We start from the raw sequence: 16082 nt of genomic DNA, 5'->3' as shown, positions 1-16082 counted from the left end.
CCTTGCTGCCCTTTACCCCGATGAATTCCCTGCCCCTTGCCTTGCAGGCCGCCCAGCAGTGGTGCCTGAGTCGCGGCGAAAAGCTTACCGACAGCCGCCGTGAGGTGCTGGCCTTGCTGCTGCAGGCGGGAGGGCCGCTCAAGGCGTACGACATTCTGGCCTGCTTGCAGAAAGCCAAACCCACGGCTGCGCCGCCGACGGTGTATCGGGCGCTGGATTTTCTGGTCAGCATGGGGCTGGTGCATCGACTGGAATCGCTGAACGCCTTTGTGGCCTGCGAGCATGGGCTGACTCCCCATCATCAAGGTGTGCTGCTGATTTGTCAGCGCTGCCATCAGGTTACTGAAGTCGCCGGGGTGGCCAGCATGCGCCAGTTGCAACAGGATGCGGCAGCTGCACAATTCACCATCACGGCGCATGAGCTGGAAATCAAGGGCGTTTGCCACGCCTGCCAACAGGAAGCTACCGCATGAGCGGTCATACCCACTCGCACTCCCATACGCCCGACCGCCACACGGCGCGCCCGGTACCCCAGCGTGCACGCTGGAGTGTGCTGGGTGCCTCCGCCTTTCAGCGGGTGCTGTGTGTACTGCCCCTGCTGCTGCTGCTGTGGGGCGGGGTGTGGTGGGCGCTGAAGGGGGCGGCATGAGTGCGGTGACGCTGGAAAATGTGACGCTGGCGTACCACCGCCATCCGGCGGTGCACCATGTGTCCGGTCAGTTTCGTCAGGGGGTGACCACCGCCATCGTTGGTCCCAATGGTGCAGGCAAGAGCAGTTTGCTCAAGGCGCTGGTGGGTCTGCTGCCGGTGCAGCATGGCAGCATCCGCTTTGCCGACCCGACGCGACACATGGCGTATTTGCCGCAACTGGCGAATATCGACCGCAGCTTCCCGGTGTCGGTGCGTGATGTAGTGCTGCTGGGGCATTGGCGCAAACGGGGCTGGTTTGGTGGCGTGTCTCAGGCTGAGCGTGAGCAGGTGGAGCAGGCGCTGGCCACGGTGGGTCTGGAAGGCTTTGGCGACCGCAGTATCGGCAGCCTGTCCAGCGGGCAATTCCAGCGGGTGCTGTTCTCGCGCATCCTGCTGCAGGATGCGCCCATCATCTTGCTGGATGAGCCGTTCACCGGGGTGGATGCACGTACCACGGCCGATTTGCTGCGGCTGATCCAGCACTGGCAGCACGAGGGGCGTACCGTGATCGGGGTGTTGCATGACTTTGACCAGGTCCGTAGCCATTTTATGGACACGGTCTTGCTGGCCAAAGAGTGCATTGCCTGGGGCCCGACCCAGGAAGTGCTGACCCCGGCCTGCCTGCAGCGTGCCAACGCCATGGCGGAACGATGGGTAGATGATGCGCCCGTGTGCCATCGGGATGACCCTGTCAACCAGAGCGTGGCCGCATGATGCATACCTTGTACCAATGGTTGTGGCAGCCGTTTGCCGATTTCGCCTTCATGCGGCATGCGCTGGTAGGTTGTCTGGCGCTGGCGATGGGCTGCGCACCGATTGGCCTGCTGCTGGTGCTGCGCCGGATGAGTCTGGTGGGCGACGCCATGAGCCATGCCATCCTGCCGGGTGCGGCCATTGCCTTTATTGCGCAAGGCTTGTCGCTGGTGGCGATGAGTATTGGCGGGCTGATTGCCGGGGTGGTGGTGGTGGTGTTGGCGGGCTGGGTGACACGACAGACCCAGCTCAAGGAAGACGCCAGCTTCGCCGCGTTCTACCTGTTATCACTGGCGACCGGCGTGCTGCTGGTGTCCAAATGGGGCAAGAACGTCGACCTGCTGCACTTCCTGTTTGGCGCGGTACTGGCGGTCGATCCTGCGGCCCTGTTGCTGGTGGCGGGTATTGCCAGCTTCACGCTGCTGACGCTGGCCCTGTTGTACCGGCCACTGGTGCTGGAGAGTTTTGACCCGGACTTCTTCCGCGCCATGGGTGGCGGCGGCGCGGTGGCGCACTTTGTATTCCTGATTTTGGTGGTGCTCAATCTGGTGGCCGGTTTTCAGGCGCTAGGCACCCTGATGGCGGTGGGCCTCATGATGCTGCCTGCCACCAGCGCCCGCCTGTGGGCGGCCCAACTGCCGGGCCTGTTTGCGGTGTCACTGGGGCTGGCGGGTTTGTCCGGCTACCTCGGTTTGTTACTGTCCTATCATGCGGATCTACCCTCTGGCCCCAGCATCATTCTGGTGGCCGGGCTTGGCTACATGCTGTCGCTGCTGCTGGGCTCACAGGGCGGGCTGCTGTGGAAAGTGTGGCGTTTGCGCCATCTGGAGGCCTGAGCAGGCCTGCGGAGGGTGCATCGGTTTATTATTAAATGCAACTGGGTTGCGTAAGAAGAGGTGAACAATGCGTCGTCATCGTTGGGTACAACTGTCAGCTGCCTTGCTGCTGATCTGCGGGCTGGCAAAGGCGGAACGCTTGCCGGTAGTGGTCAGCTTCTCCATTCTGGGGGATCTGGTGCAGCAGGTGGGCGGGGAGCAGGTCAGCGTCACAGCGCTGGTCGGGCCGGATCAGGACGCCCATGTCTTTCAGCCTGCCCCCAAGCACGCTGCGTTGTTGGGGAAGGCTCGGCTGGTGGTGGTCAACGGTTTGGGATTTGACGACTGGCTGCCTCGGCTGGCCACCGCCGCACATTATCAGGGCGTACTCACCGTCGCATCCAAGGGCGTGCAGACCCTGGCCGGCGAAGAGCATGGTGTAGACCCGCATGCCTGGCAGGACCCGGCACGCGTCCGCCAGTATGTGCAGAACATCGAGCTGGCCTTGAGCAAGGTCGACCCGGCGCATGCGGCCTATTATCGCCAGCGCAGCAGCGCTTATCAGCAACGCCTGCAGGTACTGGAACAATGGGCGCAGGCTGCCGTGGGCAAGCTCCCGGCAGCCCGCCGCAAGGTCATCACCTCGCATGATGCGTTTGGCTACCTCGCACAGCGTTTCGGCATCACCTTCTTGGCGCCGCAAGGCATGAATACCGATGCCGAAGCCACCCCCAAGGCGGTGGCACGCCTGATCGAGCAGATCCGTCAACAGCAGGTCAAGGCCGTATTTGTGGAAAACATCAGCAACCCGCGGTTGTTGCAGCAGTTGGCCAGTGAAGCGGGCGTCAAGCCGGGCGGCAAGCTGTATTCGGATGCCTTGTCGGCAGCAACCGGTCCGGCGGCCAGTTATGAAGCCATGTTCCGCTACAACCTGAGTCAGCTACTGGCAGCCATGTGAGGGTGACACCGCAGGCGATAAGCTTTGCACTTTTTCTTGGTTCACCCAGCATGGGCTGAGCCGTACAGTGGCCTCATTCCACACGACATGAGGTCACACCATGAAACAATCTGTACGAATCCGCTCTTCCCGCTGGCTACTGGCGCTGGTCGCCAGTGTGCCACTGTGGGCGCAGGCAGACCTGCTCAATGTCTCCTACGACCCGACCCGCGAGTTTTACAAGGACTACAACGAAAAATTTGCCCGCTACTGGAAGGGCAAGACCGGCGAGGAACTGCGCATCAACCAGTCTCACGGCGGCTCTGGCAAACAGGCCCGTGCGGTGATCGACGGGCTGGAGGCGGATGTGGTCACGCTGGCACTGGCGTACGACATTGACGAAATTGCCAGCAAAACCGGTAACCTGCCTGCCGACTGGCAAAAACGGTTGGAACATAACAGTGCTCCCTATACCTCGACCATCGTGTTTCTGGTGCGCAAGGGCAACCCCAAGGGCATCAAGGATTGGTCCGATCTGGTCAAGCCCGGTGTGGAGGTGGTGACGCCCAATCCGAAAACCGGTGGCGGTGCCCGCTGGAACTATCTGGCGGCCTGGGGCTATGCTCTGAAGCAACCGGGCGGCTCCGAGGCAACCGCCCGTGAATTTGTACGCAAGCTGTATGGTAACGTCAAAGTGCTGGATTCCGCTGCACGCGGCTCGCTGACCACCTTTGCCGAACGCGGTATTGGCGATGTATTGCTGGCGTGGGAAAACGAGGCATTCCTCGCTACCCAAGAGCTGGGACCGGACAAGTTCCAGATTGTGGTGCCTTCGGTATCCATCCTGGCCGAGCCGGTGGTGGCGGTGGTCGACAAAGTGGCCAGCAAGCACGGACAGCTGAAGCAGGCGCAGGCTTACCTGCAGTATCTCTACTCTGCAGAAGGGCAGCGCCTGGCGGCAGACCATTACTTCCGCCCGGTATTGCCGCAGCTGGCGCAGCCGGAAGACCTCAAGCGCTTCCCCAAGCTGAACCTGTTTACCATTGATCAGGTTTTCGGTGGCTGGCAAAAGGCACAGAAAGTCCATTTTGCCGATGGCGGGGTGTTTGACCAGATCGCGGTCAAGTAAGGGAGACGCTGTGTCTCACGCCACCATTCTCATGGTGCCGGGCTACATGGGCAGTGGCCCGGCGCACTGGCAGAGCTGGATGGAGCAGCAGCTGCCGCAGGCGTGCCGGGTCACCGGCATTGACTGGACACAGCCGGTACTGGCCTGGTGGGCCAGCTCTGTACGCCAGGCCATACAGGAGGCCGTTGGGCCGGTGTATGTGGTGGCACACAGCTTTGGCTGCCTGGCCAGTGTGGTGGCGATCCAGGAATTGCCCGGCAAGGTGGCAGGGGCGTTGCTGGTGGCTCCGGCCAGCCCGGCGCGCTTTGACTTGCTGGGCTTGCACCCGGAGGAGGTGAGCTGGCAAGCCGGTGTAGCGGCCTGGCTGCCAGACAAACCTTTGCCCTGCCCCAGTGTGCTGGTGGCCAGCCGCAATGATCCGTGGATGCGGCTGACGTCTGCGGCATGGTGGGCGGACCGCTGGGGTAGTCGCTTCGTTAATCAGGGTATGGCCGGGCATATCAATGTGGAGGCCGGTTTCGGTCCTTGGCCTGCTGGCCTGCAATTGCTGCATGCCTTGCAGACTTGTCAGACCGGTATGCCCTTGGGAAATGATGATGACGCCCTCTATCTGCCCAAAGGGCGAGGTGGGCACCTTTCTCGCCTGCGCCATCACACCCGGCTCTTGCTGGAGCGGCAAACAGGTAGTCGTTTAGCTTAAATGCTTGTCAGTTCTTAGTGATATTGCTTCAAATCACTTTATTGAATAAAGAACGCAGTTTTTAATATTTCTCAAGCACTGTCGGGCTCCCTACACTGGCTTTCACCAATAACAGGGAGCGCATCATGCCAGCCGGTGCAGACGTGACACTGGAAGCCATACCGCACCATGGGCCATCCATCCGGAGGGCGCGCCGCCAGCGCTGGCATGTGCTGCCGGGCTTTCGCCTCAGTCTGGGTATAACCTTGCTGTATCTGCTGCTGATGGTACTGCTGCCCCTGCTGGCGGTGGTGCTGAAGGCGGGTTCGCTGGGGTGGGAGCACTTCTGGCAAGCCGCCACGTCGGAGCGCGTGGTGGCCTCTTACCGTCTGTCGTTTGGTATGGCCATGGCGGCAGCGCTGCTCAATACCGTGTTCGGGGTGCTGCTGGCTTGGGTTCTGGTGCGTTATCCCTTCCCGGGAAAACGGGTGGTGGATGCCTTGATTGATTTGCCCTTTGCCTTGCCAACCGCCGTGGCGGGTATTGCCCTGACCGCACTGTATGCCCGCAATGGCTGGTTGGGGCAGTGGCTGGAGCCCTTGGGTCTGAAGGTCGCTTTTCAACCGCTGGGGGTGTTTGTCGCGCTGGCGTTTGCCCGTGGTGTGGGCGAGTACGGTTCGGTCATTTTCATCGCGGGTAATTTGCCCATGGTCTCTGAAATTGCGCCGCTGCTGATCATCAGCAAGCTGGAACAATATGACTATGCCGGGGCCACCGCCATTGCGGTGGTGATGCTTAGCCTCTCGCTGATCATGCTGCTGTTGATCAACGGACTGCAAGGCTGGCTGGTACGCCGCCAGGGAGCGCCAGCATGAGTACGATCGTGATCCAGGCTGCCTCCCACCATCCGCTGGCCACCCGTGACCCACGCTGGGTGCGTCTCAGCCTGCTGGTGGTGGCGCTGGCCTTCTTTGCCCTGTTCTTGCTCATGCCGCTGGTTGTGGTGCTGGTGGAAGCCTTGGCCAAAGGCATGTCAGCCTGGTTGAGCGCCCTGCATGACCCGGAGGTCTGGTCTGCCATCCAGCTGACCTTGCTGGCGGTGGGCATTGCCGTGCCGGTCAACCTGCTGTTCGGGCTATGCGCTGCCTGGGCCATTGCCAAGTTTGACTTTCCCGGCAAAACCTTGCTGATCACCCTGATCGACATCCCGTTTTCGGTGTCGCCGGTGGTGGCGGGGCTGATGTTTGTCCTGCTGTTTGGTGCGCAAGGCTGGCTGGGGCCTTGGCTGGCCAGCCATGAGCTCAAAGTGATCTTTGCGGTGCCGGGCATCGTGCTGGCCACCCTGTTTGTGACCCTTCCTTTTATTGCCCGTGAGCTGATCCCGCTGATGCAGGCGCAAGGTCGGGAAGAGGAAGAGGCGGCGCTGGTGCTGGGGGCCAATGGCTGGCGCACCTTCTGGCATGTGACCCTGCCCAATGTGAAGTGGGGGCTGCTGTATGGCGTGATCCTGTGCAGCGCACGGGCGATGGGTGAGTTTGGCGCAGTCAGCGTGGTGTCGGGGCACATCCGTGGCATGACCAACACCCTGCCGCTGCAGGTCGAGATTTTGTACAACGAATACCAACATGCTGCGGCCTTTGCCGTAGCGTCCCTGCTGGCGGTGCTGGCTTTGTTCACCCTGGTGGTCAAAACCTGGGTGGAGCATCGGGCTGCACGGCAGATATCCTTGCTTCGGGAGGCTCCATGAGCATTCAGGTTCAGCATATTCACAAGCGCTTTGGCCAATTTGTCGCGCTGGATGACATCAGTCTGTCGTTTCCCTCTGGCGAGCTGGTGGCATTACTAGGGCCCTCTGGCTGCGGTAAAACCACCCTGCTGCGCATCATCGCCGGGCTGGAGCAGGCCGACGCCGGACAGGTGATTCTGGATGGCGAAGATGCCGTAGCGCGGCATGCCCGTGAACGGCAAGTGGGGTTTGTGTTCCAGCATTACGCCTTGTTCCAGCACATGACGGTGTTTGACAACATCGCGTTTGGCCTGCGCATGAAGCCCCGCCGTGAGCGCCCGTCGGAGGCCACCATCCGTGAGCGGGTGATGTCACTGTTGCAGCTGGTACAGCTGGACTGGTTGGCAGACCGTTTCCCTTCCCAGCTATCGGGTGGGCAGCGGCAGCGGATTGCACTGGCACGGGCGCTGGCGGTAGAGCCCAAGGTGTTGTTGCTGGACGAGCCTTTCGGTGCACTGGATGCCCAGGTGCGCAAGGAACTGCGCCGCTGGCTGCGCCGTTTGCACGATGAACTGCATGTCACTTCCCTGTTTGTCACGCACGATCAGGATGAGGCGCTGGAGGTGGCAGACCGGGTGGTGCTGATGAACCATGGCAAAGTAGAACAGACGGGAACGCCAGAGCAGGTCTACCAGCAACCGGAAACGCCGTTTGTGTATGGCTTCCTCGGCAACGTCAACCGCTTTGCCGGGCGCATCAATGCCGGGCGGGTGGAGATCGGCGCGGCCAGCTTGCCGCTACAGGGCAGCTTCGCCCAGGGCGAGGAGGTGATTGCCTTTGCTCGTCCGCATGAGCTGGATATTCTGCCGCAGGCGAGTGTGGGCGAGGGCATTGCTGCCCGAGTGGCACGGGTGTTGACCTTTGGTATCCGCAGCCGCGTCGAGCTGGAAAGTCTGGAGGGCCTGCGTGCCCCGATCGAGGTGGAGCTGAGCCGCGAGCAATTGCAGTCGCTGGCGCTGCAGGAAGGGCAACTGGTGGCATTGCGACCGCAGCGACTGCAGTTGTTTGCCAGGCAGCTGGCAACGGGAGTCGCCGCATGAATTTCCAGCAACTGCGCATCATCCGAGAGACGGTACGCCGCAACTTCAATCTGACCGAAGCCGCCAACGTCCTGTTTACCTCGCAGTCCGGGGTCTCCAAGCATATCAAGGACCTGGAAGACGAACTGGGGGTGGAACTGTTTGTCCGCAAAGGCAAGCGGCTACTGGGGTTGACCGAACCCGGCAAGGAGCTGGTCAATATGGTGGACCGCCTGCTGCTCGAAGCGGGCAACATCAAGCGGCTGGCCGAACAGTACAGCCAGCGGGATGAAGGGCAGTTGACCGTTGCCACCACTCACACGCAGGCCCGTTATGTGCTGCCGCAAGTGGTGACCGCATTCAAGCGGCGCTTCCCGCGCGTACACCTGAAGCTGCATCAGGGCAGCCCGGATGAGATTGCCCGCATGCTGATCGACGGGCAGGCCGATATCGGCATCGCCACCGAATCCCTGACTGAACATCCCCCCTTGGGCTCCTTTCCCTATTACCACTGGCATCATGGCGTGCTGGTGCCGGACGGGCACCCGCTGCTCGATGTACCCGAGCTCACGCTGGAAGCGTTGGCAGACTACCCGATCATCACCTATCACGAGGGGTTTACTGGCCGGGCCAGGATCGACCAAGCCTTTACCGATGCCGGTTTGCTGCCGGATGTGGTGATGTCGGCACTGGATGCGGACGTGATCAAGTCCTACGTCGAGCTGGGGCTGGGCGTGGGCATCATTGCCTCGATGGCGTTCAATGCCCGGCGCGACCAGGGTCTGCACCTGCTGGACAGCCACACCCTGTTCCCGCAGAACACCACCCGCATTGCGGTGCGGCGGGGTCACTATCTGCGGGACTTTGCCTATCGCTTCATTCAGCTGTGTGCCCCGGAGCTGGATGAATACCGCATCAGTCAGGTACTGGCCGAAGGCGAGGGGGCGGAGCGGCTGTCTGCGGTGGCCTGAGTCTCAGCAGCACGCTCAGCAAACACCGTGCGTGCCACGGTCAGCGCATTCAGTGCCGCCGGGAAGCCGGCATAGACCGACATCTGCATGATCACCTCCAGAATTTCCTCGCGGCTGAGCCCGACATTCAGCGCTGCATGCAGGTGGACCTTCAGCTGTGGCGCGGCATTGCCCAGTGCAGTCAGCGCCGCCACCACTGCGATCTCCCGCCCGCGCAGGTCGAGGCCGGGGCGGTTGTAGATGTCGCCAAACGGGTATTCGATCAGGTAACGGGCAAAGTCGGGAGCCAAGTCCTGCAAGCTGTCGATCACCTGCTGACCAGCATGGCCGTCAATCTCGGCCAGCTTCTGCAGGCCGCGCTCGTAACGTGTGTCATTCATGGTTGGGGTCTCCGGTCGCGGTGATAGCCAGCTCCAGCCGCCGGTAGTGGGCGATCTTTTCGTCCAGCCGGTGGGCGGACTGCTGCAATTGTCCGATTCGTTCCAGCAGGGCGGTCTGATACTGTTCCAGCATGGTTCGACGCTGCGCGAGCGTACTGTCACCAGATTGTCGAAGCCTGGCGTAGGTCTGCATCTCCCGGATGGGCATGCCGATCACGCGCAGGCGTTGCAGGAACGCCAGCCAGTGCAGGTCATCCTCCCGGTAGCGGCGCTGGCCGCCCGGTGCACGCGGTACCGGCCCGAGCAACCCGATGCGCTCGTAGTAGCGCAGGGTATGGGCGCTCAGCCCGGTCTGTGCACTGATGTCCTGGATGCTGTACATGGCGTTCATGACCCACTGTAAAAGTTGGAGTGTACTCAAAGTCAAGCAGGCTGGCTTGACGCGCTGCCAGCCTGCTGGCAGGGTAGGGTCATGACGACGCTTGATGATTTTCTGCAACAACACGGTATCGACAGCCCGTGCTGGACCCACCCTCCGGTCTTTACCTGTGAGGAAGCGGATCGGCTGGCGGCTGAGGTGCCGGGTTTGCCCACCAAAAACCTGTTTCTGTGCGACGGTAAAGGCCGCCAGCATCTGCTGCTGGTGGTGCCGTCAGACTATCAGGTGGATTTGAAGGCGCTTTCGCCGTTGCTTGGAGTGTCCGGCCTCAGGCTGGCCTCCGCAGAGCGCCTGCAACGCTATTTGCAATTGCAGCCGGGCTCGGTGTCGCTGCTGGCCCTGTGGCAGGATGCAAGCCGACAGGTGCGCTGCGTGCTGGATCAGGCAGTGTGGGATGCCTCTGCGGTACAGGCGCACCCCTTGGTCAACACGGCAACGCGGGTGCTGAGTCAGCGCGATGTGCGTCACTTTTTGCAAGCCACCGGGCATACGCCGGATATTCTCGACGTACCCCGGCGTGCCTGATCAAGCCACTTGCAGCCAGTGTATCTGGGGTGCGGTGGCCAGCAGGGATTGCACATGGGCCCAACCCCCGGAGGCTTCCAGCCGGGCGAAGTGGGCGGCATGGTCCTCACGGGATTGCCACTGCTCCAGTACGGTCAGCGCGTGGGGCTGCTCCAGCGATCGAAACAATTGAAATTGTGCGCAGCCGCCTTGGCCCGGCAGCGTCTGGCTGGCTTCAGTCAGCAATTGCAACAGGGCCGGGTAGTGCTCGGCTTGAGCGTTAAAGTGAATCAGCAGATGGGCGCTCATGGTCTGGATATCCTGAATGGAGGTCACGTTGACCGGGAGCGCCATTGTGCCCAGCGACGAGCGGCCTGCCGATGCCGGGAACGCCAGCCGACATGCCGGATTGTGCAAACCGGTAGCTCAGCCTGCCATCGCCGCCAGCGGCAGCACCGCTTGTCGCAGAAAGGTATCCGCATAGCGGCCAGGACTCAGGCCAAACTGGCGGCGGAAATCGCGCGAGAAATGCGAGGTACTGGCGTAGCCCGCCTGTTCTGCCGCCTGCGCGACCGACACCTGCTGGTCGAGCAGCAGCAGGCGAGCCGTCTCCAGCCGTAACTGGCGGGCATATTGCCCCGGCGGCATGCCGACAATCTGACGGAAGCGATGCCCCAGGCTGGAACGACTCATGGCCACAGCGGATGCGATCTCGTCGATCTCCGGCTGACGGGTGGCGTGGCGCTCGATGTATTGCATGGCGCGCAACACCTGCAGGTGCTCGCGGGTCAGCCCGGCGCGCAGCACGCTGGCCGCCTCAGAAGTCAGCAGCCGGACGGTGATTTCCTTCAAGTAGAGCGGTGCCAACAGGCGGCGCTCGGCGGGGTGGCCAAGGCAATCCAGCAGGCGGCACAAGGCATCTGCCAGCGGCGCATTCACTTCGCCGACAAAAGCGGCGGCAGCCACCTCGCGACGCGGCAACAACTGATCTTCCAGCAGCTCCAGCAAGGTGCGCCCCAACAGGGCCGGGGGAAGTTGTAGCTTGAGGGCAATATAGGGCGCTGCCGGACTGGCTTCCACCTCGGCCTGATAATGATGCCGACCGTGCAGCACCACATGCTGACGAGCATCGTTGAGAAACGTCTGTCCCTGACAGTGAATCCACTTGCGGCCACTGAGCGCAACCGCCACCTGGCTATAGGGGCTGTAGCCGCGTACCAGCGACAAGGGCTGGTCACTGCGGAACAACCACAGCTCTGGCAGGGCAGTCGCGGTGTGCCCGGGCTGGCTGGCCAGCGGGCGGGCCTGCTGTTGCAGGCTCAGCAGGGGATCGGGTGCGGCGTGCGGCATGGCGGGGTCAGGTCAATATCAGGCCACATCATCGCCTTTCCCTAACGTGCAATCAATAGCCGCCACCCAGTGCTGCATAGAGTTGCGACAGGCTTTTGAGGCGTTCCAGCTGAAGGTCCAGCCATTCCAGCTCGCCCTGCCTGCGGGCTTCGCTGGCGGCCAGCCACTCCTTGAGCGCCACCGCACCGGCGCGATAGCGCTGCTCGGCAATGCGCTCCTGCTGTTGCTGGCGCTGCACGATCTGCTGTTGCAAGCGGATTTGCTCGCCCAGCTGTTGCTGGTTCGACAGCGCATCATCCACTTCCTGGAAAGCGGTATACCAGCGCTTGCGTAGCAGAATGATGGCTTCTTCGTACTCGGCTTCGCTGGCTTGCTGCTGCAGCTGCAGAGTGGGCCACTGCATGAAGGGCAGTACCAAGCCAGCGCCCAGCAGTGCCAGCGGGTTACGCAGCACATGGCGCAGCTCCGGACTACTGCCACTGAGTTCGCCGGTCAGTGTCAGCGCTGGGTAAAACGCGCGTTTGCGTTCGTCGACATGGGCCAGCAGCGCCTGTACCCGTTGCTCGGCGGCCAGCAGGTCCGGTCTGCGGTTCAGCAGACTGCTGGGCAAACCAGCCTGCACCGTTGGCAGGGCGGATTGCAGGGGGAGTGGTGCGATGTCCGGATGAAAGGAACCCGGGGGCTGATTGGCCAGCAGTGCCAAAGCATTATAGTGGCTGGCCAGATCCTGCTCTTGGCCCAGGCGTTCCTGTTGGTATTTCAGCAGCAGCTGCTCGGCCTGCAAACGGTCCTGGGGAGCGATGGCACCCCAGCGCTGCTGCTGCTCCAGCAACTGGACTACCCGTTGCTGGTATTGGCGGCTTTGCTCCAGATACGCCAGCTTGGTGCGAGCCGCCGCGATGTCCCAGTAGCGCTCCGCCACCTGTCGGTCCAGTGTCAGCTGCAGTGCCCGATGATCTGCTTCGGTGGCCTGCCACTCCAGTGAGCCTGCGCGTTGGGCGGCATCCAGTTTCCCCCACAGGTCCACTACATACGACACCCCGATCGAGGATTGGTACTGGCGCTGCCATTGCTTGTCTTCTTCACCCAGGGTGCGACTGGCATTACGGTTGAGGCTGGCCGTGAAGCTGGGGTAAGCGTCACGTGCGCTGATACCTGCTTCGAGCATGGCCTTGCGGATGCGCTGAGCGGAAGCCGCCAGGTCCGGGTTGTCGCGGCGTACCGTTTGCAGCAGCTGCAGCAGGGTGGGGTCGCCAAAGCCCTGCCACCAGTCGGTGTTTGACAGCGGGGGCTGGCTGGAAGCCTCGGTTTGCCATTGCTTGGGGACCGTTGCCTTGGGCCGCTGCCATGGCGTGGGTGCGCAGGCGGTCAGCAAGTAGCTCAAGGTCAGTAACAGGGCAGGGCGGAACATGGTCATTCTCGAGCCAGCGCGTCTATCGGGTTAAGGCGGGCGGCACGGCGGGCCGGCAGGTAGCCAAAAATCAGGCCGATCAGGCTGGCACAGACGACCGCCAGCAGCACGGCACGCCCCGGCAGGCCAATCTGCCAGCTGGGCAGCAGCAGTCCCGCGACCGTAGCCAGCCCCCAGGACAGCACCACGCCGATGCCACCACCGACCAGGCAGACCAGCACCGATTCGGTGATGAACTGCTGCATCACATCCTGCTGCCGTGCGCCAACCGCCATGCGGATGCCGATCTCACGGGTACGCTCGGTCACCGATACCAGCATGATGTTCATCACACCGATGCCGCCCACCAGCAGGGAAATGACCGCAACCAGCGTCAGCAGCAGGCTGAGGGTATTGCTGACGGTGGTGACCTGTCGGATCGCGACGTCGATATTCTCCGTGAAGAAATCCTTGCTGCCGTGGCGCTGGGTCAGCAAACGGGTCAGCGCCTGCTCGGCCAGTACCGGGGGTTGACCGTCCCGCACCCGGATGGTCAGATAGTCAAAGTGAGAGCGTCCCAGCAGGTGGCTTCCTGCCGTGGTGTAAGGGATCAACACACGCAGGCTTTGGCCATCGCTGAACATGGACTTTCGGCTGGCCATCACCCCCACCACCCGGACCGGCACGTGCCCAAGCAGGATGACCTCTCCGATCGGGTCCCGGTTAGGGAAAAGTTTCTTGCGGGTGCGCTCATCAATGACAGCAACCTGGGCCTGACGAGCCACATCATCCGCATTAAAAGGCAGGCCGCTGGCGATGGTCTTGCCTTTCACACGGAAGTACTGCGCGCTGACCCCACTGACTTCGATGCTGGCATCCAGATTCCCTACCCTCCCACGCACTCCGGTGCCGGTAATAGGCGTCACACTGTCCACGTAGGGTTCATTGGCGAGGGCGGTCAGATCGCCCGCCTGCAGGCTGCGGATGCTATTGGCCTTGTCGTCTCCCCAGTCGCTGCCACGGCCGACGTCGATGGTGTTGGTGCCGTAGGAGCGCAGGTCAGTCAGGATGTAATTCTGGGCGGCATCGCCAATGGTGATGATCGACACCACCGAGGTGATGCCGATGATGATGCCCAGCATGGTCAGCAAGGTACGCAGGCGGTTGGCCAGCATGGCATGCAGTGCCATCTTGAAGGCTTCGGCCAATTGTCCCAGCATGGCCAGCGGGTTACGCTGCATGGGCTGATGCGGGATGGTTGCTGGTGGGGTGGCATCCTGATGCTGGTCACGCAGAATACGGCCATCATGAATTTCAATGATGCGGCGCGCACGGGCTGCCACCTGCGGGTCATGGGTGACCAGGATCACGGTATGGCCTGCGGCATTCAGCTCCTGCAGGATGCGCATCACCTCCTCGCCGCTGCGGCTGTCCAGCGCGCCGGTCGGCTCATCGGCGAGGATGATGTCGCCGCCATTCATCAGTGCACGGGCAATGGAGACACGCTGCTGCTGACCGCCAGACAACTGGCTGGGCCGGTTGTGCAGCTTGTCGCCCAAGCCCAGCCGCTGCAGCAGTTGGGAGGCACGCTCGCGGCGGGCCTCCAGCGGCAGGCCCGCGTAGACGGCAGGCATCGCCACATTGTCGAGCGCGCTCAAGTGGGGTAACAGGTGGTAGCGCTGGAAAATGAAGCCGAAGTGTTCCCGCCGCAAACGAGCCAGGGCATCCGGTTCGAAGCGGGCGGTATCCTCGCCATTGATCTGATAGTTGCCGCTGCTGGCCTGATCCAGACAGCCGAGGATGTTCATCAGCGTGGATTTGCCGGAGCCTGAGCTGCCGATGATGGCGACCATTTCGCCAGCATGGATGTCCAGCGAGACGCGGTCCAGTACGGTGACGTCCTGTTCGCCAGCCGGGAACCGGCGGCTGACCTCGCGCAGCGAGAGCAGCGGCTGACTCATGGCGCCACGCTCGCGGCCCCTTCGCCGCCGCCTGTAATCACCAGTTCGCCCGCTTTCAGGCCAGATAATACTTGCGCCCGGGTATTGGTCTGCATGCCGAGGCGGACCCAGCGGGTTTGCACCTGATGCTGGGCACTCAGCACTTTGACGGCATGCAGCCCCTTGGCATTACGGGCCCCCAGTGCGGACAGCGGGATGTTCAGCACTTGCTTGGCAGACGCGAGCAACAGGTTGACTTCAGCCGTCATGTCTACTTTGAGCTTGCCTTGCGGATTGGGCACCTCGAACAGGGCGCGGTAAAACACCGCGTTATTGATCCGCTCCGGCATCGGCAATACGGTACGCAGCTTGCCCCAGTAGCGTTGCTGCGGCGCACCCAGCACCGTGAAGTAGACCGGCATGCCGGGCGTCAGCCGCATCACGTCAGCTTCGGAAACCTGCGCCTTCACGGTCATCTCGCGCAAGTCTGCCAGCCGCAGGATTACCGGTGCTTGCTGGCTGGCAATCACGGTCTGGCCCTGCTGGGTGACGATTTCCACCACCTCGCCACTAATAGGGGCGGTGATGCGGGTATAACCCAGTGTTGTACGGTTACGATCGATATTGATCTGGGCGTTGCGAATCTGCGCTTTCAGCGCTTCGGTATCGGCCTCACCCTGGCGGACCTGGGCTTCGGCGGCTTCCAACTCCTTGCGTGCCGTCGCTTCGGTTTGCCACAGACCCTGTTGCCGTTGCAACTCTTTGCGGGCCAGCTGCAGCCCGATTTGCCGGCTGTTCAGCTGGGCTTGCAGCACATCACGCTGTGCCAGTGCCGACTTGAGGTCACTCTCGACCAGCTGGGGATCAATCTCCGCCAGCACTTGCCCCTGCTGTACTTTGCTGCCGGCATCGACCCACAGTTTGCGTAACTGACCGGAAGCCTGTGCACCCACATCCACCTGGTAACGCGCCTGCAACGTGCCCGTGGCCAGAACCGCCTGCTCCAGGTCGCCGCGTACCACTGGTGCCGTCAGGTATTCCTGCGGTGGCTCATAGGTCCATTGCCGATAGCCGTATACGCCCCCGAGCAAGATGATCGTGACGATCAATGCACGCTTCCAATACCGGGTAAACAGCTTGCTGAGTCTGGACATGGGTGAATCAAAACCGGGTTAGCACCAGCCTAGGCTGGATCAAGTGCGTGCAGTATGCCAAAAGTGCCCTTAGGCTGCCCTAAAAAAATACGCCTGCCATGCTGTAGATCGGCTCATGAGCGTGACAGCGTGTCTGAGATAAGCTT

At 62.2% G+C, this 16082-nt stretch carries 19 protein-coding genes; 12 read left to right on the top strand and 7 right to left on the bottom strand.

Translation table 11 applies throughout. The features are described 5' to 3' along the window. Positions 1-2: 2 nt before the first annotated feature. The 11 genes from ACE3O2_RS09705 (at position 3) to ACE3O2_RS09655 (ending at position 8779) form a co-directional block, all read left to right on the top strand. Positions 3-473, top strand: coding sequence for a Fur family transcriptional regulator (locus ACE3O2_RS09705; protein ID WP_374336992.1), 471 nt, complete (start codon positions 3-5; stop codon positions 471-473). Next, positions 470-649, top strand: coding sequence for a hypothetical protein (locus ACE3O2_RS09700; RefSeq protein ID WP_374336990.1), 180 nt, complete (start codon positions 470-472; stop codon positions 647-649). The genes ACE3O2_RS09705 and ACE3O2_RS09700 overlap by 4 nt, the downstream gene beginning before the upstream one ends. After that, entirely contained in the window at positions 646-1404 is a 759-nt protein-coding gene (locus tag ACE3O2_RS09695; protein WP_374336988.1) for a metal ABC transporter ATP-binding protein, read from the top strand. Before ACE3O2_RS09700 ends, ACE3O2_RS09695 begins: the two co-directional genes overlap by 4 nt. Next, on the top strand, positions 1404-2279 hold the full coding sequence (locus ACE3O2_RS09690) for a metal ABC transporter permease (RefSeq protein WP_374337421.1): 876 nt from the start codon (positions 1404-1406) through the stop codon (positions 2277-2279). The genes ACE3O2_RS09695 and ACE3O2_RS09690 overlap by 1 nt, the downstream gene beginning before the upstream one ends. 67 nt (positions 2280-2346) lie before the next feature. Continuing rightward, complete coding sequence (locus tag ACE3O2_RS09685) at positions 2347-3216, top strand: metal ABC transporter substrate-binding protein (RefSeq protein ID WP_374336986.1); 870 nt, start codon at positions 2347-2349, stop codon at positions 3214-3216. Positions 3217-3316: 100 nt separating this feature from the next. Then, positions 3317-4324, top strand: a complete 1008-nt coding sequence (locus ACE3O2_RS09680; protein WP_374336984.1) for a sulfate ABC transporter substrate-binding protein — start codon at positions 3317-3319, stop codon at positions 4322-4324. A gap of 10 nt (positions 4325-4334) precedes the next feature. Next, a complete protein-coding gene (locus ACE3O2_RS09675; RefSeq protein WP_374336982.1) occupies positions 4335-5024 on the top strand; it encodes an RBBP9/YdeN family alpha/beta hydrolase in 690 nt (229 codons plus the stop codon). Positions 5025-5149: 125 nt separating this feature from the next. Next, positions 5150-5878, top strand: a complete 729-nt coding sequence (locus ACE3O2_RS09670; protein WP_374336980.1) for a sulfate ABC transporter permease subunit CysT — start codon at positions 5150-5152, stop codon at positions 5876-5878. Then, entirely contained in the window at positions 5875-6750 is an 876-nt protein-coding gene (gene cysW / locus ACE3O2_RS09665) for a sulfate ABC transporter permease subunit CysW (RefSeq protein WP_374336978.1), read from the top strand. Before ACE3O2_RS09670 ends, cysW begins: the two co-directional genes overlap by 4 nt. Continuing rightward, positions 6747-7829 carry a sulfate/molybdate ABC transporter ATP-binding protein gene (locus tag ACE3O2_RS09660; RefSeq protein ID WP_374336977.1) on the top strand — a complete coding sequence of 361 codons (1083 nt, stop codon included), beginning with the start codon at positions 6747-6749 and terminating at the stop codon, positions 7827-7829. The genes cysW and ACE3O2_RS09660 overlap by 4 nt, the downstream gene beginning before the upstream one ends. Continuing rightward, positions 7826-8779: a CysB family HTH-type transcriptional regulator gene (locus tag ACE3O2_RS09655; RefSeq protein ID WP_374336975.1), complete on the top strand. Its 954-nt coding sequence runs from the start codon at positions 7826-7828 to the stop codon at positions 8777-8779. The genes ACE3O2_RS09660 and ACE3O2_RS09655 overlap by 4 nt, the downstream gene beginning before the upstream one ends. Here ACE3O2_RS09655 and ACE3O2_RS09650 read toward each other — a convergent pair. Beyond that, complete coding sequence (locus ACE3O2_RS09650; RefSeq protein ID WP_374336973.1) at positions 8728-9159, bottom strand: carboxymuconolactone decarboxylase family protein; 432 nt, start codon at positions 9157-9159, stop codon at positions 8728-8730. The two genes, ACE3O2_RS09655 and ACE3O2_RS09650, sit on opposite strands and share 52 nt — an antisense overlap. Continuing rightward, positions 9152-9550 carry a MerR family transcriptional regulator gene (locus ACE3O2_RS09645; RefSeq protein ID WP_374336971.1) on the bottom strand — a complete coding sequence of 133 codons (399 nt, stop codon included), beginning with the start codon at positions 9548-9550 and terminating at the stop codon, positions 9152-9154. The genes ACE3O2_RS09650 and ACE3O2_RS09645 overlap by 8 nt, the downstream gene beginning before the upstream one ends. A gap of 81 nt (positions 9551-9631) precedes the next feature. Here ACE3O2_RS09645 and ACE3O2_RS09640 point away from each other — a divergent pair, with 81 nt between their 5' ends. Next, a complete protein-coding gene (locus tag ACE3O2_RS09640; protein ID WP_374336969.1) occupies positions 9632-10123 on the top strand; it encodes a prolyl-tRNA synthetase associated domain-containing protein in 492 nt (163 codons plus the stop codon). Here the strand turns inward: ACE3O2_RS09640 and ACE3O2_RS09635 are convergent, their stop codons facing one another. The 5 genes from ACE3O2_RS09635 to macA form a co-directional block, all read right to left on the bottom strand. After that, complete coding sequence (locus ACE3O2_RS09635; protein WP_374336966.1) at positions 10124-10411, bottom strand: putative quinol monooxygenase; 288 nt, start codon at positions 10409-10411, stop codon at positions 10124-10126. It abuts the gene before it with no gap. A 117-nt stretch (positions 10412-10528) separates the two neighbouring features. Next, entirely contained in the window at positions 10529-11452 is a 924-nt protein-coding gene (locus ACE3O2_RS09630; protein ID WP_374336964.1) for an AraC family transcriptional regulator N-terminal domain-containing protein, read from the bottom strand. A gap of 52 nt (positions 11453-11504) precedes the next feature. After that, positions 11505-12863 carry an efflux transporter outer membrane subunit gene (locus ACE3O2_RS09625; RefSeq protein ID WP_374336962.1) on the bottom strand — a complete coding sequence of 453 codons (1359 nt, stop codon included), beginning with the start codon at positions 12861-12863 and terminating at the stop codon, positions 11505-11507. Positions 12864-12865: 2 nt separating this feature from the next. After that, positions 12866-14803: a MacB family efflux pump subunit gene (locus ACE3O2_RS09620; RefSeq protein WP_374336960.1), complete on the bottom strand. Its 1938-nt coding sequence runs from the start codon at positions 14801-14803 to the stop codon at positions 12866-12868. Beyond that, positions 14800-15936 (bottom strand): macrolide transporter subunit MacA, encoded by a 1137-nt coding sequence (gene macA, locus ACE3O2_RS09615; protein ID WP_374336958.1) that lies wholly within the window; start codon positions 15934-15936, stop codon positions 14800-14802. The genes ACE3O2_RS09620 and macA overlap by 4 nt, the downstream gene beginning before the upstream one ends. Positions 15937-16082: the final 146 nt, after the last annotated feature.

It is taken from the genome of Leeia sp. (genome assembly GCF_041909055.1).
GTDB classification, from domain to species: domain Bacteria; phylum Pseudomonadota; class Gammaproteobacteria; order Burkholderiales; family Leeiaceae; genus Leeia; species Leeia aquatica.
The sequence above is the reverse complement of the archived record's forward strand: the minus strand, read 5'-3'. Positions and strand labels throughout refer to the sequence as shown.